The 25,271-nt window shown below is 51.6% G+C and carries 26 protein-coding genes; 18 read left to right on the top strand and 8 right to left on the bottom strand.

Annotated elements, in window-relative coordinates; all coding sequences use genetic code 11:
• The coding region (gene galP, locus QZF50_RS13035) for a galactose/proton symporter (protein ID WP_290388885.1) at nucleotides 1-1,015 on the bottom strand (1,015 nt) is incomplete at its 3' end.
• A 435-nt stretch (nucleotides 1,016-1,450) separates the two neighbouring features.
• Entirely contained in the window at nucleotides 1,451-2,605 is a 1,155-nt protein-coding gene (gene metK, locus QZF50_RS13030; RefSeq protein WP_001062128.1) for a methionine adenosyltransferase, read from the bottom strand.
• Nucleotides 2,606-2,660: 55 nt separating this feature from the next.
• Between metK and yqgD the strand changes: the two genes are divergently transcribed.
• From yqgD to speB, 5 genes are all read left to right on the top strand, one after another.
• Entirely contained in the window at nucleotides 2,661-2,912 is a 252-nt protein-coding gene (gene yqgD / locus QZF50_RS13025; protein WP_023568882.1) for a protein YqgD, read from the top strand.
• A gap of 110 nt (nucleotides 2,913-3,022) precedes the next feature.
• Nucleotides 3,023-3,166: a protein YqgG gene (gene yqgG, locus QZF50_RS13020; protein WP_001297404.1), complete on the top strand. Its 144-nt coding sequence runs from the start codon at nucleotides 3,023-3,025 to the stop codon at nucleotides 3,164-3,166.
• Between the two features lie 93 nt (nucleotides 3,167-3,259).
• The gene (gene yqgB / locus QZF50_RS13015; protein WP_001297406.1) at nucleotides 3,260-3,391 is read left to right on the top strand and encodes an acid stress response protein YqgB; all 132 of its coding nucleotides are present in this window, start codon (nucleotides 3,260-3,262) and stop codon (nucleotides 3,389-3,391) included.
• 8 nt (nucleotides 3,392-3,399) lie between these two features.
• A complete protein-coding gene (gene speA, locus QZF50_RS13010; RefSeq protein ID WP_001295380.1) occupies nucleotides 3,400-5,376 on the top strand; it encodes a biosynthetic arginine decarboxylase in 1,977 nt (658 codons plus the stop codon).
• Nucleotides 5,377-5,513: 137 nt separating this feature from the next.
• Nucleotides 5,514-6,434 (top strand): agmatinase, encoded by a 921-nt coding sequence (speB, locus tag QZF50_RS13005; RefSeq protein WP_000105566.1) that lies wholly within the window; start codon nucleotides 5,514-5,516, stop codon nucleotides 6,432-6,434.
• 205 nt (nucleotides 6,435-6,639) lie between these two features.
• Here the strand turns inward: speB and loiP are convergent, their stop codons facing one another.
• Nucleotides 6,640-7,398, bottom strand: coding sequence for a metalloprotease LoiP (gene loiP / locus QZF50_RS13000; protein WP_001472250.1), 759 nt, complete (start codon nucleotides 7,396-7,398; stop codon nucleotides 6,640-6,642).
• 277 nt (nucleotides 7,399-7,675) lie between these two features.
• On the opposite strand from loiP, the gene tkt reads away from it, so the two are divergent.
• The 7 genes from tkt (at nucleotide 7,676) to QZF50_RS12965 (ending at nucleotide 15,335) form a co-directional block, all read left to right on the top strand.
• Nucleotides 7,676-9,667, top strand: coding sequence for a transketolase (tkt, locus tag QZF50_RS12995; RefSeq protein WP_000098614.1), 1,992 nt, complete (start codon nucleotides 7,676-7,678; stop codon nucleotides 9,665-9,667).
• Nucleotides 9,668-9,980: 313 nt separating this feature from the next.
• A complete protein-coding gene (gene cmtB / locus QZF50_RS12990) occupies nucleotides 9,981-10,424 on the top strand; it encodes a PTS mannitol transporter subunit IIA (RefSeq protein WP_001239650.1) in 444 nt (147 codons plus the stop codon).
• Nucleotides 10,425-10,451: 27 nt separating this feature from the next.
• On the top strand, nucleotides 10,452-11,840 hold the full coding sequence (gene cmtA, locus QZF50_RS12985) for a PTS mannitol transporter subunit IICB (RefSeq protein WP_000428805.1): 1,389 nt from the start codon (nucleotides 10,452-10,454) through the stop codon (nucleotides 11,838-11,840).
• 14 nt (nucleotides 11,841-11,854) lie between these two features.
• A complete protein-coding gene (locus QZF50_RS12980) occupies nucleotides 11,855-13,132 on the top strand; it encodes a zinc-binding dehydrogenase (protein ID WP_000853221.1) in 1,278 nt (425 codons plus the stop codon).
• Entirely contained in the window at nucleotides 13,129-14,094 is a 966-nt protein-coding gene (gene glpX, locus QZF50_RS12975) for a class II fructose-bisphosphatase (protein ID WP_000987277.1), read from the top strand. Before QZF50_RS12980 ends, glpX begins: the two co-directional genes overlap by 4 nt.
• 21 nt (nucleotides 14,095-14,115) lie before the next feature.
• A complete protein-coding gene (gene fumE, locus QZF50_RS12970) occupies nucleotides 14,116-14,625 on the top strand; it encodes a fumarase E (protein ID WP_000224130.1) in 510 nt (169 codons plus the stop codon).
• Nucleotides 14,622-15,335 carry a nucleoside/nucleotide kinase family protein gene (locus tag QZF50_RS12965; RefSeq protein ID WP_000687768.1) on the top strand — a complete coding sequence of 238 codons (714 nt, stop codon included), beginning with the start codon at nucleotides 14,622-14,624 and terminating at the stop codon, nucleotides 15,333-15,335. The genes fumE and QZF50_RS12965 overlap by 4 nt, the downstream gene beginning before the upstream one ends.
• On the opposite strand, the gene QZF50_RS12960 is transcribed toward QZF50_RS12965, so the two are convergent.
• The 5 genes from QZF50_RS12960 to QZF50_RS12940 are packed head-to-tail and all read right to left on the bottom strand — an operon-like array spanning nucleotide 15,307 to nucleotide 18,383.
• Nucleotides 15,307-15,984, bottom strand: coding sequence for a sulfate/molybdate ABC transporter ATP-binding protein (locus QZF50_RS12960; protein ID WP_000956868.1), 678 nt, complete (start codon nucleotides 15,982-15,984; stop codon nucleotides 15,307-15,309). The two genes, QZF50_RS12965 and QZF50_RS12960, sit on opposite strands and share 29 nt — an antisense overlap.
• Nucleotides 15,978-16,655, bottom strand: coding sequence for an energy-coupling factor ABC transporter ATP-binding protein (locus QZF50_RS12955; RefSeq protein ID WP_001379157.1), 678 nt, complete (start codon nucleotides 16,653-16,655; stop codon nucleotides 15,978-15,980). Before QZF50_RS12955 ends, QZF50_RS12960 begins: the two co-directional genes overlap by 7 nt.
• Nucleotides 16,643-17,350 carry an energy-coupling factor transporter transmembrane component T gene (locus QZF50_RS12950; RefSeq protein WP_000553217.1) on the bottom strand — a complete coding sequence of 236 codons (708 nt, stop codon included), beginning with the start codon at nucleotides 17,348-17,350 and terminating at the stop codon, nucleotides 16,643-16,645. Before QZF50_RS12950 ends, QZF50_RS12955 begins: the two co-directional genes overlap by 13 nt.
• Complete coding sequence (locus tag QZF50_RS12945) at nucleotides 17,351-17,929, bottom strand: ECF transporter S component (RefSeq protein WP_000124312.1); 579 nt, start codon at nucleotides 17,927-17,929, stop codon at nucleotides 17,351-17,353.
• 22 nt (nucleotides 17,930-17,951) lie between these two features.
• On the bottom strand, nucleotides 17,952-18,383 hold the full coding sequence (locus tag QZF50_RS12940) for a PPC domain-containing DNA-binding protein (protein ID WP_000988693.1): 432 nt from the start codon (nucleotides 18,381-18,383) through the stop codon (nucleotides 17,952-17,954).
• A gap of 371 nt (nucleotides 18,384-18,754) precedes the next feature.
• Here QZF50_RS12940 and epd point away from each other — a divergent pair, with 371 nt between their 5' ends.
• From epd to QZF50_RS12910, 6 genes are all read left to right on the top strand, one after another.
• On the top strand, nucleotides 18,755-19,774 hold the full coding sequence (gene epd, locus QZF50_RS12935; protein WP_000218480.1) for an erythrose-4-phosphate dehydrogenase: 1,020 nt from the start codon (nucleotides 18,755-18,757) through the stop codon (nucleotides 19,772-19,774).
• Between the two features lie 49 nt (nucleotides 19,775-19,823).
• Nucleotides 19,824-20,987 carry a phosphoglycerate kinase gene (pgk, locus tag QZF50_RS12930; protein ID WP_000111269.1) on the top strand — a complete coding sequence of 388 codons (1,164 nt, stop codon included), beginning with the start codon at nucleotides 19,824-19,826 and terminating at the stop codon, nucleotides 20,985-20,987.
• Nucleotides 20,988-21,201: 214 nt separating this feature from the next.
• On the top strand, nucleotides 21,202-22,281 hold the full coding sequence (fbaA, locus tag QZF50_RS12925; protein WP_000034372.1) for a class II fructose-bisphosphate aldolase: 1,080 nt from the start codon (nucleotides 21,202-21,204) through the stop codon (nucleotides 22,279-22,281).
• A 357-nt stretch (nucleotides 22,282-22,638) separates the two neighbouring features.
• Nucleotides 22,639-23,499, top strand: a complete 861-nt coding sequence (gene mscS, locus QZF50_RS12920; RefSeq protein WP_000389818.1) for a small-conductance mechanosensitive channel MscS — start codon at nucleotides 22,639-22,641, stop codon at nucleotides 23,497-23,499.
• A 138-nt stretch (nucleotides 23,500-23,637) separates the two neighbouring features.
• Nucleotides 23,638-24,273 carry an arginine exporter ArgO gene (gene argO / locus QZF50_RS12915; RefSeq protein ID WP_000493346.1) on the top strand — a complete coding sequence of 212 codons (636 nt, stop codon included), beginning with the start codon at nucleotides 23,638-23,640 and terminating at the stop codon, nucleotides 24,271-24,273.
• A gap of 92 nt (nucleotides 24,274-24,365) precedes the next feature.
• A complete protein-coding gene (locus tag QZF50_RS12910; protein ID WP_000669834.1) occupies nucleotides 24,366-25,106 on the top strand; it encodes an oxidative stress defense protein in 741 nt (246 codons plus the stop codon).
• Nucleotides 25,107-25,271: the final 165 nt, after the last annotated feature.

Here is a 25,271-nt window from a genome sequence, read left to right as displayed (position 1 = left end):
GCATCATTGTACCGAGTACGCCCATGCCAGCAGCCATCACCAGGAAGCCCAGCGTTAGCGTTGGTTTACGTCCCCAGCGGTCAACAAGGCCGATTGCGATAAAGGTGGCAAGTACGTTGGTCAGGCCGACAATCACGGTCCCCCACATTTGCTCGGTAGTGTTGGTATAACCCGCCAGTTCGAAGATTTTCGGCGCGTAATACATGATGACGTTCATCCCGGTGAATTGCTGCATTACCTGCAACAGTACGCCAAGGAACACCGCGCGGCGGAAGTTGCTGTTCTCTTTAAACAGCGCCCAGCCACTCTGTTTAACCTGCAAACTTTCACGGATTTCATCCAGTTCGCGTTTCGCTTCCGCGCTGGTGTCACGCAGGCGTAGCAGCACGCGTTCGGCATCAACAAAACGGCGTTTGGCGGCAAACCAACGTGGGCTGTCTGGCAGGAAGAAGACACCAATCAGCAGCAAAATTGCCGGGATGATAATCACACCCAGCATCCAGCGCCATGCACCGGTGTAGCTGAAGGCGGTATCAGAAAGATAAGCACCGAGGATCCCGATAGTGATCATCAACTGATACATCGAGATCATACTGCCACGAATTTTTTCCGGCGCAATTTCAGAGAGGTACAGCGGTGCGGTATAAGAGGCCACACCCACCGCCAGCCCCAGTAGAACGCGGGAAAGAATCAGTACTTCAACGTTTGGCGCAGCCGCAGAGAACAGCGAACCGGCAACAAACAAAATTGCGCCGATCATCAGGCTCTTTTTGCGCCCGAGTTTAAAGGAGAGCCAGCCGCTGCCCACCGCACCGACTGCCGCACCGAACATCATGGAGCTTACGACCCATTCTTGCGTATGCGAAGTAATCTGGAATTCATCTGCAATAAACGGCAGTGCGCCAGCAATTACACCGATATCCAGGCCAAAGAGTAATCCCGCCAGAGCGGCAAGGAAGCAGACGAAAAACGTCATTGCCTTGTTTGACCGCCCCTGTTTTTTAGCGTCAGGCATGATGCCCTCCAATATGGTTATTTTTTATTGTGAATTAAGATAGGTGAGTACGACGTAAAAAGATGTGAAGCAAATCACATCAGTGTAATCGCTTACACTAACATTTATCTTAGTTATGGTTTAAGTGCATGAAAATAATTGAGTTATATCATCATAGATTAAACGCTGTTATCTGCAATTAAGACTTTACTGAAAAGAAATGTAACAACTGTGAAAACTGAATAATAATATGAAAATATTACAAATATTTGGTTGGTGTTATTGGTGTAATCGGTTTCAGTAGTGATGATAATTTGCGATAAAACGTGTTGAGGAAGAATGATGTTATTGTGCGGGCAGCTTTTTGCCGGATGCGGCGTGAATGCCTATCCACCGCGGTGAGGTAAAAGAAAAAGGCCAGCGCGAGGCTGGCCTTTGAAAGCAGGTGAAGAAAGATTACTTCAGACCGGCAGCATCGCGCAGCAGCTGCGCTTTGTCGGTTTTTTCCCACGGGAAATGTTCACGACCAAAGTGACCGTATGCTGCGGTTTCTTTGTAGATCGGGTGCAGCAGATCCAGCATCTGAATCAGACCGTATGGGCGCAGGTCGAAGAACTCACGTACCAGCAGAGTCAGTTGTTCAGAAGGCACTTTCTCAGTACCGAAAGTTTCTACCATGATGGAGGTCGGTTCAGCCACGCCGATTGCGTAGGAAACCTGAATTTCACAACGATCGGCCAGGCCAGCAGCAACGATGTTTTTTGCAACATAACGTGCTGCGTACGCAGCGGAACGGTCCACTTTTGATGGATCTTTACCAGAGAATGCTCCGCCACCGTGACGTGCCATGCCGCCGTAGGTATCAACGATAATTTTACGACCAGTCAGACCGCAGTCACCCATCGGGCCACCGATAACAAAACGACCGGTCGGGTTGATGAAGAATTTGGTGGCAGAAGTCAGCCATTCAGCGGGCAGAATCGGCTTGATGATCTCTTCCATTACCGCTTCTTGCAGCGATTTCTGGTCGATCTCTTCAGAGTGCTGAGTGGAAAGCACGACAGCATCGATACCAACGATTTTGCCGTCGTCATACTGGAAAGTCACCTGGCTTTTCGCGTCCGGGCGCAGCCACGGCAGAGTGCCGTTTTTACGCACTTCAGCCTGACGCTGTACCAGACGGTGTGCATAGGTGATAGGTGCTGGCATCAGCACGTCGGTTTCATTAGTTGCGTAGCCAAACATCAGACCCTGGTCACCCGCGCCCTGTTCCAGCGGATCGGCACGGTCAACGCCCTGGTTGATGTCAGGAGACTGTTTGCCGATAGCGCTCAGAACCGCACAGGAGTTAGCGTCAAAGCCCATGTCGGAATGCACATAGCCAATTTCGCGAACGGTGTTACGGGTGATCTCTTCGATGTCTACCCAGGCGCTGGTGGTGATTTCGCCGCCAACTAAAACCATGCCGGTTTTTACGTAGGTTTCGCAAGCAACGCGTGCTTTCGGATCCTGTTCGAGGATCGCGTCTAAAACGGCATCAGAGATTTGGTCAGCAATTTTGTCAGGATGCCCTTCAGAGACGGACTCGGACGTAAAAAGGTGTTTTGCCATATTTAATATCACCTAAAGAGAATTTGGTTAGCTCAAACTGTTGTGTGGATTTTCTGTGGTAGCGGATCCTACCACGACTCTGCAAGTTAAAAACACTGGCAGTCTGAGTGTTAATCGGTATGGATGGATTAACATCTGGATGGCTATTTTAGGTGAATTCTTCACCCGATTTCCACTTTTTTTTGAATCGTGTCTCATTCTGTTAAAAACGTGGCTGGAAATTTTTCCTGACAATGCCGGCATTCTGCGTATTTATCTTTTGCAATTTTCTGCCATTGTGGGGTATAAAACGCGGCGCGCGGCTTAAATAAAAAGCACACGACGTTTCTTTCGTGTTGCCACTTCCAGCCGGGTTGAAATCAGAGTTTTGGCTTGTGGGTTCGTCTTAACAGGCGGCCGTGGAGGTGATACGAAATAATGAACCGTTGTCTGCTGCTTAACCTGTCTCACCGTTCTGGTGAAGATTCGTTCCCCGCACTCTGCATCTCTGCTTTGCATACCTGCCGATGTTATACCCATCTCGGCGCTTCTCAGGATTCAAGAGCTGGTTACAGTTACTGAGGACTGAACAAGGGCGCTCTTGTAAAAACAAGAGTTTTCTCGTGGTTTCGCCGAACTGTCACACTTACGTTCGGTTATGTGCTTAATAATGTTATGAAAAAGAAACCGGTTGCGCAGTTGGAGCGTCAGCATTCACTGCTGGAAAATCCATGTGCTTATGGGTTGTTATCGCAGTTCCAGGCTGCGATAGTCGTTAACTGTTTTACACTTAATAAAATAATTTGAGGTTCGCTATGTCTGACGACATGTCTATGGGTTTGCCTTCGTCAGCGGGCGAACACGGTGTACTACGCTCCATGCAGGAGGTTGCAATGAGCTCCCAGGAAGCCAGCAAGATGCTGCGTACTTACAATATTGCCTGGTGGGGCAATAACTACTATGACGTTAACGAGCTGGGCCACATCAGCGTGTGCCCGGACCCGGACGTCCCGGAAGCTCGCGTCGATCTCGCGCAGTTAGTGAAAACTCGTGAAGCACAGGGTCAGCGTCTGCCTGCACTGTTCTGTTTCCCACAGATCCTGCAGCACCGTTTGCGTTCCATTAACGCCGCGTTCAAACGTGCGCGGGAATCCTACGGCTATAACGGCGATTACTTCCTTGTTTATCCGATCAAAGTTAACCAGCACCGCCGCGTGATTGAGTCCCTGATTCATTCTGGCGAACCGTTGGGGCTGGAAGCAGGCTCGAAAGCAGAGTTGATGGCGGTGCTGGCGCATGCTGGCATGACCCGTAGCGTCATCGTCTGCAACGGTTATAAAGACCGCGAATATATCCGCCTGGCATTAATTGGCGAGAAGATGGGCCACAAGGTCTATCTGGTCATTGAGAAGATGTCAGAAATCGCCATTGTGCTGGATGAAGCAGAACGTCTGAATGTCGTTCCTCGTCTGGGCGTGCGTGCACGTCTGGCTTCGCAGGGCTCGGGTAAATGGCAGTCCTCCGGCGGGGAAAAATCGAAGTTCGGCCTGGCTGCGACTCAGGTACTGCAACTGGTTGAAACCCTGCGTGAAGCCGGGCGTCTCGACAGCCTGCAACTACTGCACTTCCACCTCGGTTCGCAGATGGCGAATATTCGCGATATCGCCACGGGCGTTCGTGAATCGGCGCGTTTCTATGTGGAACTGCACAAGCTGGGCGTCAATATTCAGTGCTTCGACGTCGGCGGCGGTCTGGGCGTGGATTATGAAGGTACTCGTTCGCAGTCCGACTGTTCGGTGAACTACGGCCTCAATGAATATGCCAACAACATCATCTGGGCGATTGGTGATGCATGTGAAGAAAACGGTCTGCCACATCCGACGGTAATCACTGAATCGGGTCGTGCAGTGACTGCGCATCACACCGTGCTGGTGTCTAATATCATCGGCGTGGAACGTAACGAATACACGGTGCCGACCGCGCCTGCAGAAGATGCGCCGCGTGCGCTGCAAAGCATGTGGGAAACCTGGCAGGAGATGCACGAACCGGGAACTCGCCGTTCTCTGCGTGAATGGTTACACGACAGTCAGATGGATCTGCACGACATTCATATCGGCTACTCTTCCGGCACCTTTAGCCTGCAAGAACGCGCATGGGCTGAGCAGCTTTATTTGAGCATGTGCCATGAAGTGCAAAAGCAGCTGGATCCGCAAAACCGTGCTCATCGTCCGATTATCGACGAGCTGCAGGAACGTATGGCGGACAAAATGTACGTCAACTTCTCGCTGTTCCAGTCGATGCCGGATGCGTGGGGGATCGACCAGTTGTTCCCGGTTCTGCCGCTGGAAGGGTTGGATCAAGTGCCGGAACGCCGCGCTGTGCTGCTGGATATTACCTGTGACTCTGACGGTGCTATCGACCACTATATTGATGGTGACGGTATTGCCACGACAATGCCTATGCCGGAGTACGATCCAGAGAATCCGCCGATGCTCGGTTTCTTTATGGTCGGCGCATATCAGGAGATCCTCGGCAACATGCACAACCTGTTCGGTGATACCGAAGCGGTTGACGTGTTCGTGTTCCCTGACGGTAGTGTCGAAGTGGAACTGTCTGACGAAGGCGATACCGTGGCGGACATGCTGCAATATGTACAGCTCGATCCGAAAACGCTGTTAACTCAGTTCCGTGATCAAGTGAAGAAAACCGATCTTGATGCTGAACTGCAACAACAGTTCCTTGAAGAGTTCGAGGCAGGTTTGTACGGTTATACTTATCTTGAAGATGAGTAAGTCCTGTGTTACTTGAATCCGCTTAATTTAGCGGTGATAATCCGCCACAATTTATTGTGACAAATCCAACCCTTCCTCGTCGGGCCTAACGACGCGGAAGGGTTTTTTTATATCGACTTTGTAATAGGAGTCCATCCATGAGCACCTTAGGTCATCAATACGATAACTCACTGGTTTCCAACGCCTTTGGTTTTTTACGCCTGCCGATGAACTTCCAGCCGTATGACAGCGATGCTGACTGGGTGATTACTGGTGTGCCGTTCGACATGGCCACCTCTGGCCGTGCCGGTGGTCGCCACGGTCCGGCAGCGATCCGTCAGGTTTCGACGAATCTGGCCTGGGAACACAATCGCTTCCCGTGGAATTTCGACATGCGTGAGCGTCTGAACGTCGTGGACTGCGGTGATCTGGTATATGCTTTCGGCGATGCCCGTGAGATGAGCGAGAAGCTGCAGGCGCACGCCGAGAAGCTGCTGGCTGCCGGTAAGCGTATGCTCTCTTTCGGTGGTGACCACTTTGTTACGCTGCCGCTGCTGCGTGCTCATGCGAAGCATTTCGGCAAAATGGCGCTGGTACACTTTGACGCCCACACCGATACCTATGCGAACGGTTGTGAATTTGACCACGGCACTATGTTCTATACCGCGCCGAAAGAAGGTCTGATCGACCCGAATCATTCCGTGCAGATTGGTATTCGTACCGAGTTTGATAAAGACAACGGCTTTACCGTGCTGGACGCCTGCCAGGTGAACGATCGCAGCGTGGATGACGTTATCGCCCAAGTGAAACAGATTGTGGGTGATATGCCGGTTTACCTGACTTTTGATATCGACTGCCTGGATCCTGCTTTTGCACCAGGCACCGGTACGCCAGTGATTGGCGGCCTGACCTCCGATCGCGCTATTAAACTGGTACGCGGCCTGAAAGATCTCAACATTGTTGGGATGGACGTAGTGGAAGTGGCTCCGGCATACGATCAGTCGGAAATCACCGCTCTGGCTGCGGCGACGCTGGCGCTGGAGATGCTGTATATTCAGGCGGCGAAAAAGGGCGAGTAAGCACCAGATGCGATGCGCACGGGTAAAACGTGCCATTAATGTCGGATGCGGCGTGAACGCCTTATCCGACCTACGTTCGGCACCCGTAGGCCGGATAAGATGCGCCAGCATCGCATCCGGCAATGCGCACAAGGTAACAAATGTGCCATTCATGTCAGATGCGGCGTGAACGCCTTATCTGACCTACGTTCGACACCACCAGGCTTTACTTAATCCCATCCGCGCTCATGCGATCGCGAATATGCTGGGCGCGTTCGGCGGATGCCGGATGGTCGTCAAACATTGAGCTTTGGCGGCCTTCTTCCAGTTTCGCCAGTTTTTCAAAGCTGGTGGCAAGACCTGCCGGGCTGATGCCGCGTTGGCGCAGAAGATCGTAAGAATAATCATCGGCTTCTGCTTCCTGGCGCTGGGAGAATTGCGAATTGACTAATTTCTCGCCCAGATCACCAAGTTGTGATTGAGATAAACTGCCGACAATCCCGCCCGCAGAGGCCGCAGCTACTCGCACGGCATTTGTACCAAGCGCCACCTGCATCCCTTTCTTCACATGGCCTAACGCCACGTGCCCCATCTCGTGACCGATCACCGCTTCGACTTCGTTATCCGTCATCATATCCATCAGCCCGCTATAGACGCGGATACAGCCGTTAGCCATTGCAAAGGCGTTCACATCCTTCGCCATATACACTTTGTAATTCACCGGCTGACCGTTGATATTGTTGTCTAGCGCATTGGCAATAGTTGTCAGACGTTTAGCGTATTCGCTATTGGCTGGCGCAATCGTCGCCTTGCTGTCCATCTCCTGACATGCCTGATCGCTCAGGGTTTTCACCTGCGCATCACTCAAACTGTAAGCCTGAAAAGCTTCCGCTCCTGATGAGAGCAGTCCGTTGGAGTCCATATTCTGGCAACCAGTCAGTACCGTTGCCACGCTCATTGCTACCAATAAGGCGCGAATTTTCATGTTTTTTCTTCCGCACAAGGTCAGGATTATTCTAAAAATGCGCCGTTTGCAGGTGAACCGACGCTCAGTCTCAGTATAAGGAAAAGCGCAGCGGACGGGCGAGTAGATTGCGCAACATGCGAGCATGATCCAGAGATTTCTGAAGCGGCAAAAGGATGTTCCATGTACATGACGCGCGGCTTGCGGTAAATTGTTGGCAAATTTTCCGGCGTAGCCCAAAACGCGCTGTCGTCAAGTCGTTAAGGGCGTGCCCTTCATCATCCGATCTGGAGTCAAAATGTCCTCACGTAAAGAGCTTGCCAATGCTATTCGTGCGCTGAGCATGGACGCAGTACAGAAAGCCAAATCCGGTCACCCGGGTGCCCCTATGGGTATGGCTGACATTGCCGAAGTCCTGTGGCGTGATTTCCTGAAACACAACCCGCAGAATCCGTCCTGGGCTGACCGTGACCGCTTCGTGCTGTCCAACGGCCACGGCTCTATGCTGATCTACAGCCTGCTGCACCTCACCGGTTACGATCTGCCGATGGAAGAACTGAAAAACTTCCGTCAGCTGCACTCTAAAACTCCGGGCCACCCGGAAGTGGGTTACACCGCTGGTGTGGAAACCACCACCGGTCCGCTGGGGCAGGGTATTGCCAACGCAGTAGGTATGGCGATTGCAGAAAAAACGCTGGCGGCGCAGTTTAACCGTCCGGGCCACGACATTGTCGACCACTACACCTACGCCTTCATGGGCGACGGCTGCATGATGGAAGGCATCTCCCACGAAGTTTGCTCTCTGGCGGGTACGCTGAAGCTGGGTAAACTGATTGCGTTCTACGATGACAACGGTATCTCTATTGATGGTCACGTTGAAGGCTGGTTCACCGACGACACCGCAATGCGTTTCGAAGCTTACGGCTGGCACGTTATTCGCGACATCGACGGTCATGACGCGGCATCCATCAAACGCGCAGTAGAAGAAGCGCGCGCAGTGACTGACAAACCGTCCCTGCTGATGTGCAAAACCATCATCGGTTTCGGTTCCCCGAACAAAGCCGGTACTCACGACTCCCACGGTGCGCCGCTGGGCGACGCTGAAATTGCCCTGACCCGCGAACAGCTGGGCTGGAAATATGCACCGTTCGAAATCCCGTCTGAAATCTATGCTCAGTGGGATGCGAAAGAAGCAGGCCAGGCGAAAGAATCCGCATGGAACGAGAAATTCGCTGCTTACGCGAAAGCTTATCCGCAGGAAGCCGCTGAATTTACCCGCCGTATGAAAGGCGAAATGCCGTCTGACTTCGACGCGAAAGCAAAAGAGTTCATTGCTAAACTGCAGGCTAACCCGGCGAAAATCGCCAGCCGTAAAGCGTCTCAGAATGCTATCGAAGCTTTCGGTCCGCTGTTGCCGGAATTCCTCGGCGGTTCTGCTGACCTGGCACCGTCTAACCTGACCCTGTGGTCTGGTTCTAAAGCAATCAACGAAGATGCTGCGGGTAACTACATCCACTACGGTGTTCGCGAGTTCGGTATGACCGCGATTGCTAACGGTATCTCCCTGCACGGTGGTTTCCTGCCGTACACCTCCACCTTCCTGATGTTCGTGGAATACGCACGTAACGCCGTACGTATGGCTGCGCTGATGAAACAGCGTCAGGTGATGGTTTACACCCACGACTCCATCGGTCTGGGCGAAGATGGCCCGACTCACCAGCCGGTAGAGCAGGTCGCTTCTCTGCGCGTAACCCCGAACATGTCTACATGGCGTCCGTGTGACCAGGTTGAATCCGCGGTCGCGTGGAAATACGGTGTTGAGCGTCAGGACGGCCCGACCGCACTGATCCTCTCCCGTCAGAACCTGGCGCAGCAGGAACGAACTGAAGAGCAACTGGCAAACATCGCGCGCGGTGGTTATGTGCTGAAAGACTGCGCCGGTCAGCCGGAACTGATTTTCATCGCTACCGGTTCAGAAGTTGAACTGGCTGTTGCTGCCTACGAAAAACTGACTGCCGAAGGCGTGAAAGCGCGCGTGGTGTCCATGCCGTCTACCGACGCATTTGACAAGCAGGATGCTGCTTACCGTGAATCCGTACTGCCGAAAGCGGTTACTGCACGCGTTGCTGTAGAAGCGGGTATTGCTGACTACTGGTACAAGTATGTTGGCCTGAACGGTGCTATCGTCGGTATGACCACCTTCGGTGAATCTGCTCCGGCAGAGCTGCTGTTTGAAGAGTTCGGCTTCACTGTTGATAACGTTGTTGCGAAAGCAAAAGAACTGCTGTAATTAGCATTTCGGGTAAAAAGGTCGCTTCGGCGACCTTTTTTATTACCTTGATATGTCCGTTTGCGGACAAGCAATAGATAAAGCGTGTTGTAGATCACAAATATTTATATGCAATAAATATCAATTATGTAATATGCATCACGATATGCGTATTGACATTTGTTGTTATATCTATAACTCAATGTTATATAAGAAATTAATAATTCACTGTTTTCAAAACATCGGTTTCCCTGCTCAATTGCTTTCATTAAACCGCACGAGTATTTTATTTTTACCGCCGGACGGTACCCTAAAAATAAAATAAGGATAATTTATGCGGCTTAGTGATTATTTTCCAGAATCATCAATCTCAGTTATACATTCAGCAAAAGATTGGCAGGAAGCTATCGATTTCTCGATGGTATCATTGCTGGATAAAAACTATATCAGCGAGAATTACATTCAGGCAATTAAAGATTCCACCATTAACAATGGCCCTTATTATATTCTCGCACCAGGCGTGGCAATGCCTCATGCGCGACCGGAATGTGGGGCGCTTAAAACCGGGATGTCTTTGACATTACTTGAACAAGGTGTTTATTTTCCGGGGAATGACGAACCAATTAAATTACTCATCGGACTCTCTGCTGCCGATGCCGATTCGCACATTGGCGCTATTCAGGCGTTAAGTGAATTACTGTGCGAAGAAGAAATACTCGAACAACTCTTAACAGCATCATCAGAAAAACAATTAGCGGACATTATCAGCCGCGGATAATTACTCTCTCCTCTACAGGATAATATTATGGAAAACAAGTCTGCTCGTGCAAAGGTCCAGGCTTTTGGGGGCTTTTTGACTGCAATGGTCATCCCCAATATTGGTGCTTTTATTGCCTGGGGTTTTATTACTGCGTTATTTATTCCCACCGGTTGGCTGCCTAACGAACATTTCGCCAAAATTGTCGGCCCGATGATTACCTATTTATTGCCCGTGATGATTGGTTCTACAGGTGGTCATCTGGTCGGCGGTAAACGCGGGGCGGTCATGGGCGGAATAGGTACTATTGGTGTGATCGTTGGCGCAGAGATCCCGATGTTCCTTGGCTCAATGATCATGGGGCCGCTCGGTGGGTTGGTCATAAAATATGTCGATAAGGCACTGGAAAAACGCATACCTGCCGGTTTTGAGATGGTTATCAATAACTTCTCATTAGGTATCGCGGGGATGCTCCTTTGTCTGCTGGGTTTTGAAGTGATCGGCCCGGCGGTGTTAATTGCCAATACTTTCGTCAAAGAGTGTATCGAGGCGCTGGTACATGCGGGTTATCTGCCTCTGCTGTCAGTCATCAATGAACCGGCGAAAGTGCTTTTCCTTAATAATGCGATCGATCAGGGCGTCTATTATCCGCTGGGAATGCAACAGGCTTCGGTTAACGGTAAATCCATCTTCTTTATGGTGGCCTCTAACCCAGGTCCGGGCCTGGGGCTGCTGCTGGCGTTTACCTTGTTTGGTAAAGGGATGAGTAAACGTTCTGCGCCCGGGGCGATGATTATTCACTTCCTCGGTGGGATCCACGAACTGTATTTCCCATATGTGCTGATGAAGCCGCTGACTATTATTGCCATGATTGCGGGCGGTATGTCTGGTACCTGGATGTTTAACTTACTGGACGGTGGTCTGGTGGCTGGCCCAAGTCCGGGGTCTATCTTTGCTTACCTGGCACTGACGCCGAAAGGCTCGTTCCTGGCGACAATTGCCGGTGTTACGGTAGGTACCCTGGTGTCCTTTGCTATTACTTCGCTGATACTGAAGATGGAAAAAACGGTGGAAACGGAGAGCGAAGATGAGTTTGCTCAGTCAGCCAATGCGGTTAAGGCGATGAAACAAGAGGGTGCATTCTCGTTAAGCAGGGTTAAGCGTATCGCCTTTGTTTGCGATGCGGGGATGGGCTCCAGTGCGATGGGCGCGACCACCTTCCGTAAACGCCTGGAAAAAGCGGGGCTGGCAATAGAAGTAAAACATTACGCGATAGAAAACGTGCCTGCGGATGCCGATATCGTCGTTACTCATGCCAGTCTGGAAGGGCGCGTGAAACGTGTTACGGATAAACCGCTGATATTGATTAATAACTATATTGGCGATCCAAAACTCGACACTTTATTTAATCAATTAACCGCCGAACATAAACACTGATTACAGAGGTAAAAATGAAAACCAAAGTTGCTGCTATTTATGGCAAGCGGGATGTCCGTCTGCGCGAATTTGAACTGCCAGAAATTACCGATAATGAATTACTGGTGAGTGTAATTTCTGACAGCGTCTGTTTATCCACCTGGAAAGCTGCGTTACTCGGTAGTGAACATAAACGCGTACCCGACGATTTAGAAAATCATCCGGTCATTACCGGGCATGAATGTGCCGGGGTTATTGTCGAAGTGGGTAAAAATCTCACTGGCAAATATAAAAAAGGCCAGCGTTTTGTATTGCAACCAGCGATGGGGTTACCAAGCGGATATTCAGCGGGCTACAGCTACGAATATTTTGGCGGCAATGCCACTTATATGATTATTCCCGAAATCGCCATTAATTTGGGCTGCGTATTACCGTATCACGGCTCTTATTTTGCTGCGGCGTCGCTGGCAGAGCCTATGTGCTGCATTATTGGTGCTTATCATGCCAATTATCACACCACGCAATATGTTTATGAGCATCGCATGGGCGTCAAACCTGGCGGCAATATTGCACTGCTGGCGTGTGCAGGTCCGATGGGCATTGGCGCTATCGATTACGCCATTAACGGCGGCATACAACCGTCGCGGGTGGTGGTGGTCGATATCGACGACAAACGTCTGGCGCAGGTGCAGAAGCTGCTGCCGGTGGATCTGGCGGCCAGTAAAGGCATTGAGCTGGTGTATGTGAATACCAAAGGGATGAGCGATCCGGTCCAGACGCTGCGGGCGCTGACAGGAGATGTCGGGTTCGATGACATTTTTGTTTATGCGGCGGTGCCTGCTGTCGTTGAGATGGCTGACGAATTACTGGCGGAAGATGGCTGTCTGAACTTCTTTGCCGGGCCGACGGATAAAAACTTCAAAGTGCCGTTTAATTTCTACAACGTCCATTACAACAGCACGCACGTCGTCGGTACATCCGGCGGTTCAACGGACGACATGAAAGAGGCGATTGCGTTAAGCGCCACGGGGCAGTTGCAGCCGTCCTTTATGGTCACGCATATCGGTGGGCTGGATGCGGTGCCAGATACCGTGCTCAATCTGCCGGATATCCCTGGCGGTAAAAAACTCATTTATAACGGCGTGACCATGCCGCTCACCGCCATTGCCGATTTTGCCGAAAAAGGCAAAACCGATCCGCTGTTTAAAGAGCTGGCGCGGCTGGTTGAGGAAACGCACGGCATCTGGAATGAGCAGGCCGAGAAATATCTGCTGGCGCAATTTGGCGTTGATATTGGGGAGGCCGCGCAATGATGTCCCTGGCGTGGCCATTATTTCGCGTTACGGAACAGGCAGCGTTGGCTGCCTGGCCGCAAACCGGATGTGGCGACAAAAATAAAATTGATGGCCTGGCGGTCACCGCGATGCGCCAGGCATTAAACGACGTCGCTTTTCGTGGACGAGTGGTTATCGGCGAAGGAGAAATTGACCATGCGCCGATGCTGTGGATTGGCGAAGAGGTGGGCAAAGGCGATGGGCCAGAAGTCGATATCGCGGTTGACCCGATTGAAGGCACGCGGATGGTAGCGATGGGGCAGAGCAATGCGCTGGCGGTCATGGCTTTCGCCCCTCGAGATAGCCTGTTACATGCGCCCGATATGTATATGAAAAAGCTGGTTGTTAATCGACTGGCTGCCGGGGCGATTGATCTGTCTTTGCCTCTGGCGGACAACTTGCGCAACGTGGCGCGGGCGTTAGGCAAACCGCTGGACAAGCTGCGCATGGTTACGCTGGATAAACCGCGCCTGAGTGCCGCGATTGAAGAAGCAACACAGCTGGGCGTGAAGGTTTTCGCTCTGCCGGATGGCGATGTCGCCGCCAGCGTGCTGACCTGCTGGCAGGATAATCCTTACGACGTGATGTACACCATCGGCGGTGCGCCAGAAGGCGTGATTTCTGCCTGTGCCGTTAAAGCATTAGGTGGGGATATGCAGGCCGAGCTGATTGACTTTTGTCAGGCTAAAGGGGATTACACGGAAAATCGGCAGATTGCAGAGCAGGAGCGCAAGCGTTGTAAGGCAATGGGCGTTGACGTTAACCGTGTGTACTCGCTCGATGAACTGGTGAGGGGGAACGATATCCTCTTTAGCGCTACGGGCGTGACGGGCGGCGAGTTGGTGAACGGTATCCAACAGACGGCGAATGGGGTGCGGACGCAGACATTACTGATCGGCGGCGCGGACCAAACGTGTAATATAATAGACTCCCTGCATTGATGGTGATCTATCGGAAGACCAATGGCGACGCTGACAGAAGATGATGTGCTTGAGCAACTGGATGCACAGGACAATTTATTTTCATTTATGAAAACTGCGCATTCTATTTTGCTCCAGGGGATACGCCAGTTTCTGCCGTCGCTGTTTGTCGATAACGATGAAGAGATCGTCGAATATGCAGTGAAGCCGTTACTCGCCCAAAGCGGCCCGCTTGACGATATTGATGTTGCACTGCGTTTGATTTATGCGCTGGGGAAAATGGATAAATGGCTGTACGCCGATATCACGCATTTTTCCCAGTTCTGGCATTACCTGAACGAACAGGATGAAACGCCCGGATTTGCCGATGACATGACCTGGGATTTTATCAGCAACGTCAATAGCATAACCTGCAATGCGACGCTCTATGACGCGTTGAAAGCGATGAAGTTCGCCGATTTCGCCGTCTGGTCAGAGGCGCGTTTTAGCGGAATGGTCAAAACGGCGCTGACGCTGGCAGTAACGACCACCTTAAAGGAATTAACGCCGTGAAAATTGAATTAACGGTGAATGGGCTGAACGTGCAAGCGCAGTACCATGATGAAGAGATAGAACGCGTGCATAAACCGTTGCTGCGTATGCTGGCGGCCTTACAGACGGTAAGTCCGCAGCGACGTACGGTGGTTTTTCTTTGCGCTCCGCCGGGGACGGGTAAATCTACCTTAACTACCTTCTGGGAATATCTCGCGCAACAAGACCCTGAATTACCCGCTATCCAGACGCTCCCGATGGATGGTTTTCACCATTACAATAGCTGGCTGGATGCGCATCAATTGCGCCCCTTCAAAGGCGCACCAGAGACATTTGACGTTGCGAAACTGGCGGAAAATCTGTGCCAGGTCGTGGAAGGGGATTGTACGTGGCCGCAGTATGATCGACAAAAGCATGATCCTGTTGAAGATGCGTTGCACGTTACCGCACCACTCGTCATCGTCGAAGGAAACTGGTTGTTGCTGGACGACGAGAAGTGGTGCCAGCTTGCGCAATTTTGTGATTTCTCGATCTTTATCAACGCGCCAGCTACTGCGTTGCGGGAACGACTGGTAGGGCGCAAGCTGGCGGGAGGGGTATCGCTGGCAGACGCAGAAGCTTTTTATGACCGTACCGACGGGCCGAATGTTCGCCGGGTGCTGGAAGAGAGTCTGCCTGCAAATTTGACCTTAATGATGACCGCTACGGGTGAATATCGTCTGGTGGATTAACGTTCCTGATTAGACCATCTTCCAGTCGCACCACACGAGAGAAATGACGCCGGGTAAATGCGGCGTCATGACTGATTGCTACGACGCTCGTGCCTCGCTGGCGGCACTTCTCCAGCCAGCTTTCAAACACGCTCAACCAATTTTCGTCAAAATCCCGACTCGGCTCGTCCAGCAGCAATAGTGGCGGAGAGAGTGCTTCCAGGCAGGCGACGGCGACCATCCGTCGCTGCGCACTATGCAGATCCAACGGGTGCGCGTTGGCAGTGTCTGCTAACTGACAACATTGCAGGGCAGCATGGGTACGTTGAGTGATTTCATCCGCCGGGCATTTTTGCAGTTTCAAACCAAATGCGATCTCGTCAGCGACGGTGCTGTGAAAAAGTTGGTTTTCCGCTTCCTGAAACAGTACGCCAACCTTTGCCGCGCGCTGGCGGTTTTTCAGGTTTTTCATCGCCTGTTGTTGCAGCATAACCGTACCGGCTGTGGGCGTAAGAAGACCTGCCATTACTCGTAACAGCGTCGATTTTCCCGCGCCATTGTCGCCGGTCAGCGCCAACCATTCACCTTGTTTGAGTTGCAGAGAAATGTCGCAAAGACAATCCGTTGCCGCGCCAGGCCAGCGATAAGATATCTTATTTAACGTTAACATAGTGGCTGGAGCGCTCCGTTTTTCAATTGCCACGCTTGCTGGCAGTAGTTCAGGAAAGGTGTGCGATGACGTTCAAAAAGAATAATCAGCGAACCACGTTCAAACGCCCAGTGTTGTAAGCGCTGCAACAGCATTTCGCTGGCCTGCGGAGTCAGGCGGCTAAAGGCTTCATCAAGAATTAAGAGCTTTGGCTGCATCGCGATGGCGCAGGCGATGACCACGCGCTGTGTCTCTCCACCGGAGAGTGTTGCCGGGTGACGATGGCGCAACGGCTGGCACTCGGTCAGAGTCAGGGCGGCATCAATCCGCGCCATAATCTCTGCTTCAGCAAGACACAGATTTTCTGGCCCAAAGGCAACTTCTTCTTCCACGCTAAAGGTACAGCCGGAGAGCTGCAAATAGGGCGATTGCTGGACGAGCTGGATGGTGGCGGATTGTTCATTAAGCGGGAGATGCCCAATGGGCGTACCGAGGAGCGTCCCCGTGCCTGTTATCTCTCCTGGCAGAAAGTCCGGATACCAGCCCGCCATCAGCTGTGCCAGCGTACTTTTGCCACTGCCGTTGTCACCAAAGATGGCGACCATCCCCGGTTTGACATAGTGAAAGTCATAACAGAACGGAGGATGCGTTGAGTGTGTCGGGCAATAACGGAACTGTTCTAACGTAACCATATCCACGCTCCGAATTCTGTCAGCATCAGCAAGATCATGGTGTAACGCGCTACGCGTTGTAGGGTGCTATCGGCTGGTGCCCACAACGTTGTTCGTCGGTTGTGGATCCGAAATGCCCGCATATCCAGCGCCGCACCACGGACAGCCAGATCGTTAAGCGCATTGTGTGTTAGCGGAATAATTAACGCGGGCATCGCACGTAAACGCTGATACCAGCCCTCATCCAGCGGCACGCCGCGGGCACGCTGCGCTTCATGAATAATCGCTAATTGCCGTTTTAACTGCTCAACGACCAATAACGGCCCGGCAAACAGATAAGCGACGCCTGGCGGCAGGCGAGAAGCAAACAGAGCGCGAATAAAACATTGCACGGGGACGTACTGCATCCACAACTGTGAGGTTGAAACAATCGCCAGAATCCGCAACCAGAGCGTAATAGCATGCGACCACCGTTCTGGCGAGCGTGGCGTGCCGCTTAGCCATTCTGGTAGCCAGCCACCGTGTACCAGCCACAGCCCGGCTCCCAGCGAGAACATCAGCCAGACGACATATTTTGCCCGCCGCCGCGTGGCCTTTAGCGCAATAAGGCAGAAAAAGGTCGCCGCGCTATAGATCGGCAAAATGGTCTGCGCGGGCAGGATAAGCGTGGTGCAGGCCGCCAATGCCCACAGTGTTAATGAGGTAAATGGATGCATTTAGCGCACGGCAGCCATTGCCGGAAAATGGCGCGTGGTGCGAATCGGCAGCTGGCGCAGTAAAAGCCAGACAATCACCGCTGTAAGAATTTTATCGACCAGGTTCGCGCCTATCACCGTAATCGCCACCGACTCCACCAGGTTTTGCCCCATCGAGTGCATCCAGGCAACGAACAAATCGGCTCCGCTACCGGTGACACCGCCGAACAGCGCAGTACGCAGCGGTACAGCGACGACCGTTACCGCAAGCGTAATAATCACGCCGCTGACAACGACTTTTGGCAGGGTGCGAAACCAACCCGCTCGCGCCAGCCAACCGGCGACCAGGCCGATGACCATCGCGACGGGTGCAAATGCGGCGGCGATCGGGTCGGTCAGCAATCCCCAGAGTAAATTGGTCAGTAAGCCGGTCAGCATTCCGATCACCGGACCAAGCAGTACCGCGCTAATAAGTGTGCCGATGGAGTCGAGAAATATAGGTAATTTGACCATGCTGGCCAGTTGCCCGCCGATCATATTGATGGCGATAGATATAACGATCAACACCAGTGCCTGACTGGAAAAGTGGCTACGCGCCATAAGAAAACCTCTTTGAAAGTAGTTATTTAACGGGGGAAATATGCAACTCGTCGTAACCAGAAAGCGCGCAAGGTTGGCGGCTAAACGCCAGTTCCTCAAGGCTACCGATCACCAGTTCAAGCGTGGTCCGCACGGTACAGCCGGGCATCATATGACCGCCAAGCATCGTGCCGTGTGGATCGGAAACGCAGAGATGAAGATGCTCACCACTCTGTTCCAGCGTGCCGTTTAGTGAGATCACTTCGAATGTACCGTTCAGGAGCGTGGTGCCTTCTTGCCCGGCATAGCGCAAGGCGACGTCAGTCAGGCTACCGGTACAGCCTGCAATCCAGGCAGCATGAAGTTGATGCTGCTGTGCAAAAGCGTGTAGCTGGGAAAAAACTTCCTGCCCGGGGAGGAGGCGCAGTGCGTAAAAGCGTGCGGAGGAAGAATATGGGTAGGGCAATGTCATCATTGGAGTACTCCGAAACTCGGACGTATTGCGGATAATATCGACGCTGCATCAGTCATATTCTGATATAAGTCAGGGTTTGTGACGGCACAACGAAAAGATTTTGCTACGCTTATTCGTGATTCTGCAAAGTGGAATAAATTCCACAGGGGCGGGGCTGAAAACGTGACGTAAGTCAGATAATTGCTTTCTTTGACTGGACAATCATTCCTTTTATTCCACGTTTCGCTTATCCTAGCTGAAGCGTTTCAGTCGATTAAATGTTCGACAATTAACCAATCAGTCGCAGTTTGCGACAGGTAAGGTTTCCCCGGACGATTTGCTGGATTACTCTGTCTGGCAAATTTGCTCAGGGAAAACCTTGCAGGAGATCTATGACCGTACGCGTAGCGATAAATGGCTTCGGTCGCATCGGGCGTAATGTGGTTCGTGCTTTGTATGAATCCGGACGCCGGGCGGAAATTACCGTGGTGGCAATCAACGAACTGGCGGATGCTGCGGGCATGGCGCATTTGTTGAAATATGACACCAGCCATGGCCGTTTTGCATGGGAAGTACGACAGGAACGCGATCAACTTTTTGTTGGTGATGACGCCATCCGCGTATTGCATGAACGTTCACTGCAATCGCTCCCCTGGCGTGAACTTGGCGTTGATGTAGTCCTCGACTGCACCGGCGTATATGGCTCCCGCGAGCATGGCGAAGCGCATATTGCCGCCGGGGCCAAAAAAGTGCTCTTTTCACATCCTGGCAGTAACGATCTCGACGCGACCGTTGTTTACGGCGTCAATCAGGATCAACTTCGTGCGGAACACCGCATCGTTTCTAACGCTTCCTGTACCACGAATTGCATAATTCCCGTCATCAAATTGTTAGATGATGCGTACGGTATTGAGTCCGGCACAGTGACCACAATTCACTCCGCCATGCACGATCAACAGGTTATTGATGCATACCATCCTGACCTGCGTCGCACCCGGGCAGCCAGCCAGTCGATCATTCCGGTCGATACTAAACTGGCCGCCGGTATCACACGATTTTTTCCGCAATTTAACGATCGCTTTGAAGCGATTGCGGTACGTGTGCCAACCATAAATGTGACGGCAATCGATTTAAGCGTGACGGTGAAGAAACCTGTAAAAGCCAATGAAGTCAACCTGTTGCTGCAAAAAGCAGCACAAGGTGCATTTCATGGTATAGTTGACTATACGGAATTGCCGTTGGTCTCTGTAGATTTTAACCACGATCCGCACAGTGCCATTGTCGATGGCACCCAAACCCGGGTCAGTGGCGCACACCTGATCAAAACGTTGGTCTGGTGCGATAACGAATGGGGCTTTGCTAACCGAATGCTCGACACGACGTTAGCTATGGCTACTGTTGCTTTCAGGTAAGACGCAAGCAGCGTCTGCAAAACTTTTAGAATCAACGAGAGGATTCACCATGTCTGTAATTAAGATGACCGATCTGGATCTTGCTGGGAAACGTGTATTTATCCGTGCGGATCTGAACGTACCAGTAAAAGACGGGAAAGTAACCAGCGACGCGCGTATCCGTGCTTCTCTGCCGACCATCGAACTGGCCCTGAAACAAGGCGCAAAAGTGATGGTAACTTCCCACCTGGGTCGTCCTACCGAAGGCGAGTACAACGAAGAATTCTCTCTGCTGCCGGTTGTTAACTACCTGAAAGACAAACTGTCTAACCCGGTTCGTCTGGTTAAAGATTACCTCGACGGCGTTGACGTTGCTGAAGGTGAACTGGTTGTTCTGGAAAACGTTCGCTTCAACAAAGGCGAGAAGAAAGACGACGAAACCCTGTCCAAAAAATACGCTGCACTGTGTGACGTGTTCGTAATGGACGCATTCGGTACTGCTCACCGCGCGCAGGCTTCTACTCACGGTATCGGTAAATTCGCTGACGTTGCGTGCGCAGGCCCGCTGCTGGCAGCTGAACTGGACGCGCTGGGTAAAGCACTGAAAGAACCTGCTCGCCCGATGGTGGCTATCGTTGGTGGTTCTAAAGTATCTACCAAACTGACCGTTCTGGACTCCCTGTCTAAAATCGCTGACCAGCTGATTGTTGGTGGTGGTATCGCTAACACCTTTATCGCGGCACAAGGCCACGATGTGGGTAAATCCCTGTACGAAGCTGACCTGGTTGACGAAGCTAAACGTCTGCTGACCACCTGCAACATCCCGGTTCCGTCTGATGTTCGCGTAGCAACCGAGTTCTCTGAAACTGCACCGGCTACCCTGAAATCTGTTAACGATGTGAAAGCTGACGAGCAGATCCTGGATATCGGTGATGCTTCCGCTCAGGAACTGGCTGAAATCCTGAAGAATGCGAAAACCATTCTGTGGAACGGTCCGGTTGGCGTGTTCGAATTCCCGAACTTCCGCAAAGGTACTGAAATCGTGGCTAACGCTATCGCAGACAGCGAAGCGTTCTCCATCGCTGGCGGCGGCGACACTCTGGCAGCAATCGACCTGTTCGGCATTGCTGACAAAATCTCCTACATCTCCACTGGCGGCGGCGCATTCCTCGAATTCGTGGAAGGTAAAGTACTGCCTGCAGTAGCGATGCTCGAAGAGCGCGCTAAGAAGTAAAAAATCACAGGGCAGGGAAACCTGCCCTTGTTTCAGCGCGCTTTTAGAGCACGCATTTTTTCATACTCTAAATAATTCGAGTTGCAGGAAGGCGACAAGAGAGTGAATCCCCAGGAGCTTACATAAGTAAGTGACTGGGGTGAGCGAACGCAGACGCAGCACATGCAACTTGAAGTATGATGAGTATAAGGCCCGACGATACAGGACAAGAGACATGTCTAAGATTTTTGATTTCGTAAAACCTGGCGTAATCACTGGTGATGACGTACAGAAAGTTTTCCAGGTAGCAAAAGAAAACAACTTCGCACTGCCAGCAGTAAACTGCGTCGGTACTGACTCCATCAACGCCGTACTGGAAACTGCTGCTAAAGTTAAAGCGCCGGTTATCGTTCAGTTCTCCAACGGTGGTGCTTCCTTTATCGCTGGTAAAGGCGTGAAATCTGACGTTCCGCAGGGTGCTGCTATCCTGGGCGCGATCTCTGGTGCGCATCACGTTCACCAGATGGCTGAACATTATGGTGTTCCGGTTATCCTGCACACTGACCACTGCGCGAAGAAACTGCTGCCGTGGATCGACGGTCTGCTGGACGCGGGTGAAAAACACTTCGCAGCTACCGGTAAGCCGCTGTTCTCTTCTCACATGATCGACCTGTCTGAAGAATCTCTGCAAGAGAACATCGAAATCTGCTCTAAATACCTGGAGCGTATGTCCAAAATCGGCATGACTCTGGAAATCGAACTGGGTTGCACCGGTGGTGAAGAAGACGGCGTGGACAACAGCCACATGGACGCTTCTGCACTGTACACCCAGCCGGAAGACGTTGATTACGCATACACCGAGCTGAGCAAAATCAGCCCGCGTTTCACCATCGCTGCGTCCTTCGGTAACGTACACGGTGTTTACAAGCCGGGTAACGTGGTTCTGACTCCGACCATCCTGCGTGATTCTCAGGAATATGTTTCTAAGAAACACAACCTGCCGCACAACAGCCTGAACTTCGTATTCCACGGTGGTTCCGGTTCTACTGCTCAGGAAATCAAAGACTCCGTAAGCTACGGCGTAGTGAAAATGAACATCGATACCGATACCCAATGGGCAACCTGGGAAGGCGTTCTGAACTACTACAAAGCGAACGAAGCTTATCTGCAGGGTCAGCTGGGTAACCCGAAAGGCGAAGATCAGCCGAACAAGAAATACTACGATCCGCGCGTATGGCTGCGTGCCGGTCAGACTTCGATGATCGCTCGTCTGGAAAAAGCATTCCAGGAACTGAACGCGATCGACGTTCTGTAAGTCATTCCTTTCTGCTTATCTCAAGGCCCGCTCTGCGGGTCTTTTTTTCGCCAAAAGCAAAATTGCCTGATGCGCTACGCTTATCAGGCCTACACGTATCCTGCAATATATTGAATTTGCAGGTTTTTGTAGGCCGGATAAGGCGTTCACGCTGCATCCGGCATGACAAAGCGCACATTGATATCTGTCTGAGCCCCGCTCTGCGGGGATTTTTTCGCCAAAAGCAAGGTGATTCAGATGAGAAATCTGTGATCTATTTGGCAAAATTATGCTTTATTGTTTACCCTTGTCAGACTGCCCGTCATAAGGCGGCGGAGTGTATTTCTCCATTTTGAGTCAGTTGAAAAGGAATATTGAATGGAAGATTTGAATGTTGTCGATAGCATAAACGGCGCGGGAAGCTGGCTGGTAGCTAACCAGGCGCTGCTGCTAAGTTATGCAGTAAACATCGTGGCGGCACTCGCGATCATCATCGTTGGTTTGATTATCGCGCGGATGATTTCCAACGCGGTGAATCGCCTGATGATCTCCCGTAAAATCGATGCCACTGTTGCTGATTTTCTTTCTGCATTAGTCCGTTACGGTATTATCGCCTTTACGCTAATCGCTGCCCTGGGACGCGTGGGTGTACAAACAGCGTCAGTCATTGCTGTACTCGGTGCCGCAGGCTTAGCTGTTGGTCTGGCTTTGCAGGGGTCACTTTCTAACCTGGCCGCTGGCGTGTTACTTGTCATGTTCCGCCCGTTCCGTGCCGGAGAATATGTTGACCTCGGCGGCGTAGCCGGTACTGTGCTGAGTGTGCAGATTTTCTCCACCACCATGCGTACTGCAGACGGTAAAATTATCGTTATTCCGAACGGTAAAATTATTGCCGGAAATATTATTAACTTCTCCCGCGAGCCAGTTCGCCGTAACGAATTTATTATTGGCGTGGCGTATGATTCCGATATCGATCAGGTTAAGCAGATCCTGACCAATATTATCCAGTCTGAAGATCGCATTTTGAAAGATCGCGAAATGACTGTGCGCCTGAACGAACTTGGTGCATCGTCGATTAATTTCGTGGTCCGCGTCTGGAGCAACAGCGGCGATCTGCAAAACGTGTACTGGGATGTGCTGGAGCGTATTAAACGTGAATTTGATGCCGCCGGTATCAGCTTCCCGTACCCGCAAATGGATGTGAACTTTAAGCGGGTGAAAGAAGACAAAGCTGCGTAATCAACGCTGAGGCCAGATAATACTCTCTGGCCTCTCTCTTATTAGTTTTTCTGATTGCCAATTAATATTATCAATTTCCGCTAATAACAATCCCGCGATATAGTCTCTGCATCAGATACTTAATTCGGAATATCCAACGTGTTTTCTTATTACTTTCAAGGTCTTGCGCTTGGCGCAGCTATGATCCTACCGCTCGGTCCACAAAATGCTTTTGTGATGAATCAGGGCATTCGTCGTCAGTACCACATTATGATTGCCTTACTTTGTGCTATCAGCGATTTGGTCCTGATTTGCGCCGGGATTTTTGGTGGCAGCGCGTTATTGATGCAGTCGCCGTGGTTGCTGGCGCTGGTCACCTGGGGCGGCGTAGCCTTCTTGCTGTGGTATGGTTTTGGCGCTTTTAAAACCGCAATGAGCAGTAATATTGAGTTAGCCAGTGCCGAAGTCCTGAAGCAAGGCAGATGGAAAATTATCGCCACCATGTTGGCAGTGACCTGGCTGAATCCGCATGTTTACCTGGATACTTTTGTTGTACTGGGCAGCCTTGGCGGGCAGCTTGACGTCGAACCAAAACGTTGGTTTGCGCTCGGGACAATTAGCGCCTCTTTCCTGTGGTTCTTTGGTCTGGCTATTCTCGCAGCCTGGCTGGCACCGCGCCTGCGCACGGCAAAATCACAGCGCATTATCAATCTGGTAGTGGGATGTGTCATGTGGTTTATAGCCTTGCAGCTGGCGAGAGACGGTATTGCTCATGCACAAGCCTTGTTCAGTTAGGCGCTATCTGATGGAAAAATAAAACAGAGGCGCTAAGCTTGCCTCCAGAGGTCCTGAATTTTGGGCAAGTCAATTAACACGGAGAGACTAACGTGAAGTTCAAAGTTATCGCCCTGGCGGCATTAATGGGTATTAGCGGGATGGCGGCGCAGGCTAACGAATTGCCGGATGGACCGCATATTGTCACCTCCGGTACGGCAAGCGTGGATGCGGTGCCAGACATTGCCACTCTTGCGATTGAAGTTAACGTGGCCGCGAAGGATGCCGCTACTGCCAAGAAACAGGCAGATGAGCGCGTCGCACAATACATTTCCTTCCTTGAACTCAATCAGATCGCGAAAAAAGATATCAGCTCAGCGAACTTACGCACCCAGCCAGATTATGATTATCAGGATGGTAAAAGTATCCTGAAAGGCTACCGCGCTGTGAGAACGGTGGAAGTCACGCTCCGTCAGTTAGACAAACTGAATTCCTTGCTGGATGGCGCGCTGAAGGCGGGTCTTAACGAAATTCGTTCTGTGTCGCTGGGCGTGGCGCAGCCGGATGCCTATAAAGACAAAGCGCGTAAGGCAGCGATTGATAACGCGATTCATCAGGCGCAGGAACTGGCGAACGGCTTTCATCGTAAACTGGGGCCGGTATATAGCGTGCGCTACCATGTTTCCAACTATCAGCCCAGCCCAATGGTGCGGATGATGAAAGCCGATGCCGCGCCGGTGTCTGCCCAGGAAACTTACGAGCAGGCCGCTATTCAGTTTGATGATCAGGTCGATGTGGTCTTCCAGTTAGAACCTGTGGATCAACAACCCGCTAAAACACCTGCAGCACAATAATACTTGTAGCCCGACGTATTCGTCGGGCTAATGCCTTTACCCGATATTGCCTCCTTTTTCTGTAATTTTCTGTAAAACCATGACGTAATCACCTATCATTGCTCGCGGTTTCATCAAGGATAGGCTGACTGAAACGGTTAAGCGGACAAGGATGCGGGGAGGGGG

The organism is uncultured Escherichia sp., from assembly GCF_948475835.1.
GTDB lineage: Bacteria > Pseudomonadota > Gammaproteobacteria > Enterobacterales > Enterobacteriaceae > ECMA0423.
Note: the sequence above shows the minus strand (reverse complement) of the source record. Positions and strands in the feature narration are given on the sequence as shown.

Bases quoted from the DNA above. Each gene is read 5' to 3' on its own strand.
- QZF50_RS12960 (WP_000956868.1), bottom strand. From the start codon at position 15,984: ATGTTAACGTTAAATAAGATATCTTATCGCTGGCCTGGCGCGGCAACG.
- fbaA (WP_000034372.1), top strand. From the start codon at position 21,202: ATGTCTAAGATTTTTGATTTCGTAAAACCTGGCGTAATCACTGGTGAT.
- yqgG (WP_001297404.1), top strand. From the start codon at position 3,023: ATGAACCGTTGTCTGCTGCTTAACCTGTCTCACCGTTCTGGTGAAGAT.
- loiP (WP_001472250.1), bottom strand. From the start codon at position 7,398: ATGAAAATTCGCGCCTTATTGGTAGCAATGAGCGTGGCAACGGTACTG.
- yqgB (WP_001297406.1), top strand. From the start codon at position 3,260: ATGAAAAAGAAACCGGTTGCGCAGTTGGAGCGTCAGCATTCACTGCTG.
- pgk (WP_000111269.1), top strand. From the start codon at position 19,824: ATGTCTGTAATTAAGATGACCGATCTGGATCTTGCTGGGAAACGTGTA.
- speA (WP_001295380.1), top strand. From the start codon at position 3,400: ATGTCTGACGACATGTCTATGGGTTTGCCTTCGTCAGCGGGCGAACAC.
- metK (WP_001062128.1), bottom strand. From the start codon at position 2,605: ATGGCAAAACACCTTTTTACGTCCGAGTCCGTCTCTGAAGGGCATCCT.
- QZF50_RS12955 (WP_001379157.1), bottom strand. From the start codon at position 16,655: ATGGTTACGTTAGAACAGTTCCGTTATTGCCCGACACACTCAACGCAT.
- cmtB (WP_001239650.1), top strand. From the start codon at position 9,981: ATGCGGCTTAGTGATTATTTTCCAGAATCATCAATCTCAGTTATACAT.
- QZF50_RS12940 (WP_000988693.1), bottom strand. From the start codon at position 18,383: ATGATGACATTGCCCTACCCATATTCTTCCTCCGCACGCTTTTACGCA.
- speB (WP_000105566.1), top strand. From the start codon at position 5,514: ATGAGCACCTTAGGTCATCAATACGATAACTCACTGGTTTCCAACGCC.
- cmtA (WP_000428805.1), top strand. From the start codon at position 10,452: ATGGAAAACAAGTCTGCTCGTGCAAAGGTCCAGGCTTTTGGGGGCTTT.
- QZF50_RS12950 (WP_000553217.1), bottom strand. From the start codon at position 17,350: ATGCATCCATTTACCTCATTAACACTGTGGGCATTGGCGGCCTGCACC.
- epd (WP_000218480.1), top strand. From the start codon at position 18,755: ATGACCGTACGCGTAGCGATAAATGGCTTCGGTCGCATCGGGCGTAAT.
- tkt (WP_000098614.1), top strand. From the start codon at position 7,676: ATGTCCTCACGTAAAGAGCTTGCCAATGCTATTCGTGCGCTGAGCATG.
- mscS (WP_000389818.1), top strand. From the start codon at position 22,639: ATGGAAGATTTGAATGTTGTCGATAGCATAAACGGCGCGGGAAGCTGG.
- fumE (WP_000224130.1), top strand. From the start codon at position 14,116: ATGGCGACGCTGACAGAAGATGATGTGCTTGAGCAACTGGATGCACAG.
- glpX (WP_000987277.1), top strand. From the start codon at position 13,129: ATGATGTCCCTGGCGTGGCCATTATTTCGCGTTACGGAACAGGCAGCG.
- QZF50_RS12945 (WP_000124312.1), bottom strand. From the start codon at position 17,929: ATGGCGCGTAGCCACTTTTCCAGTCAGGCACTGGTGTTGATCGTTATA.
- QZF50_RS12980 (WP_000853221.1), top strand. From the start codon at position 11,855: ATGAAAACCAAAGTTGCTGCTATTTATGGCAAGCGGGATGTCCGTCTG.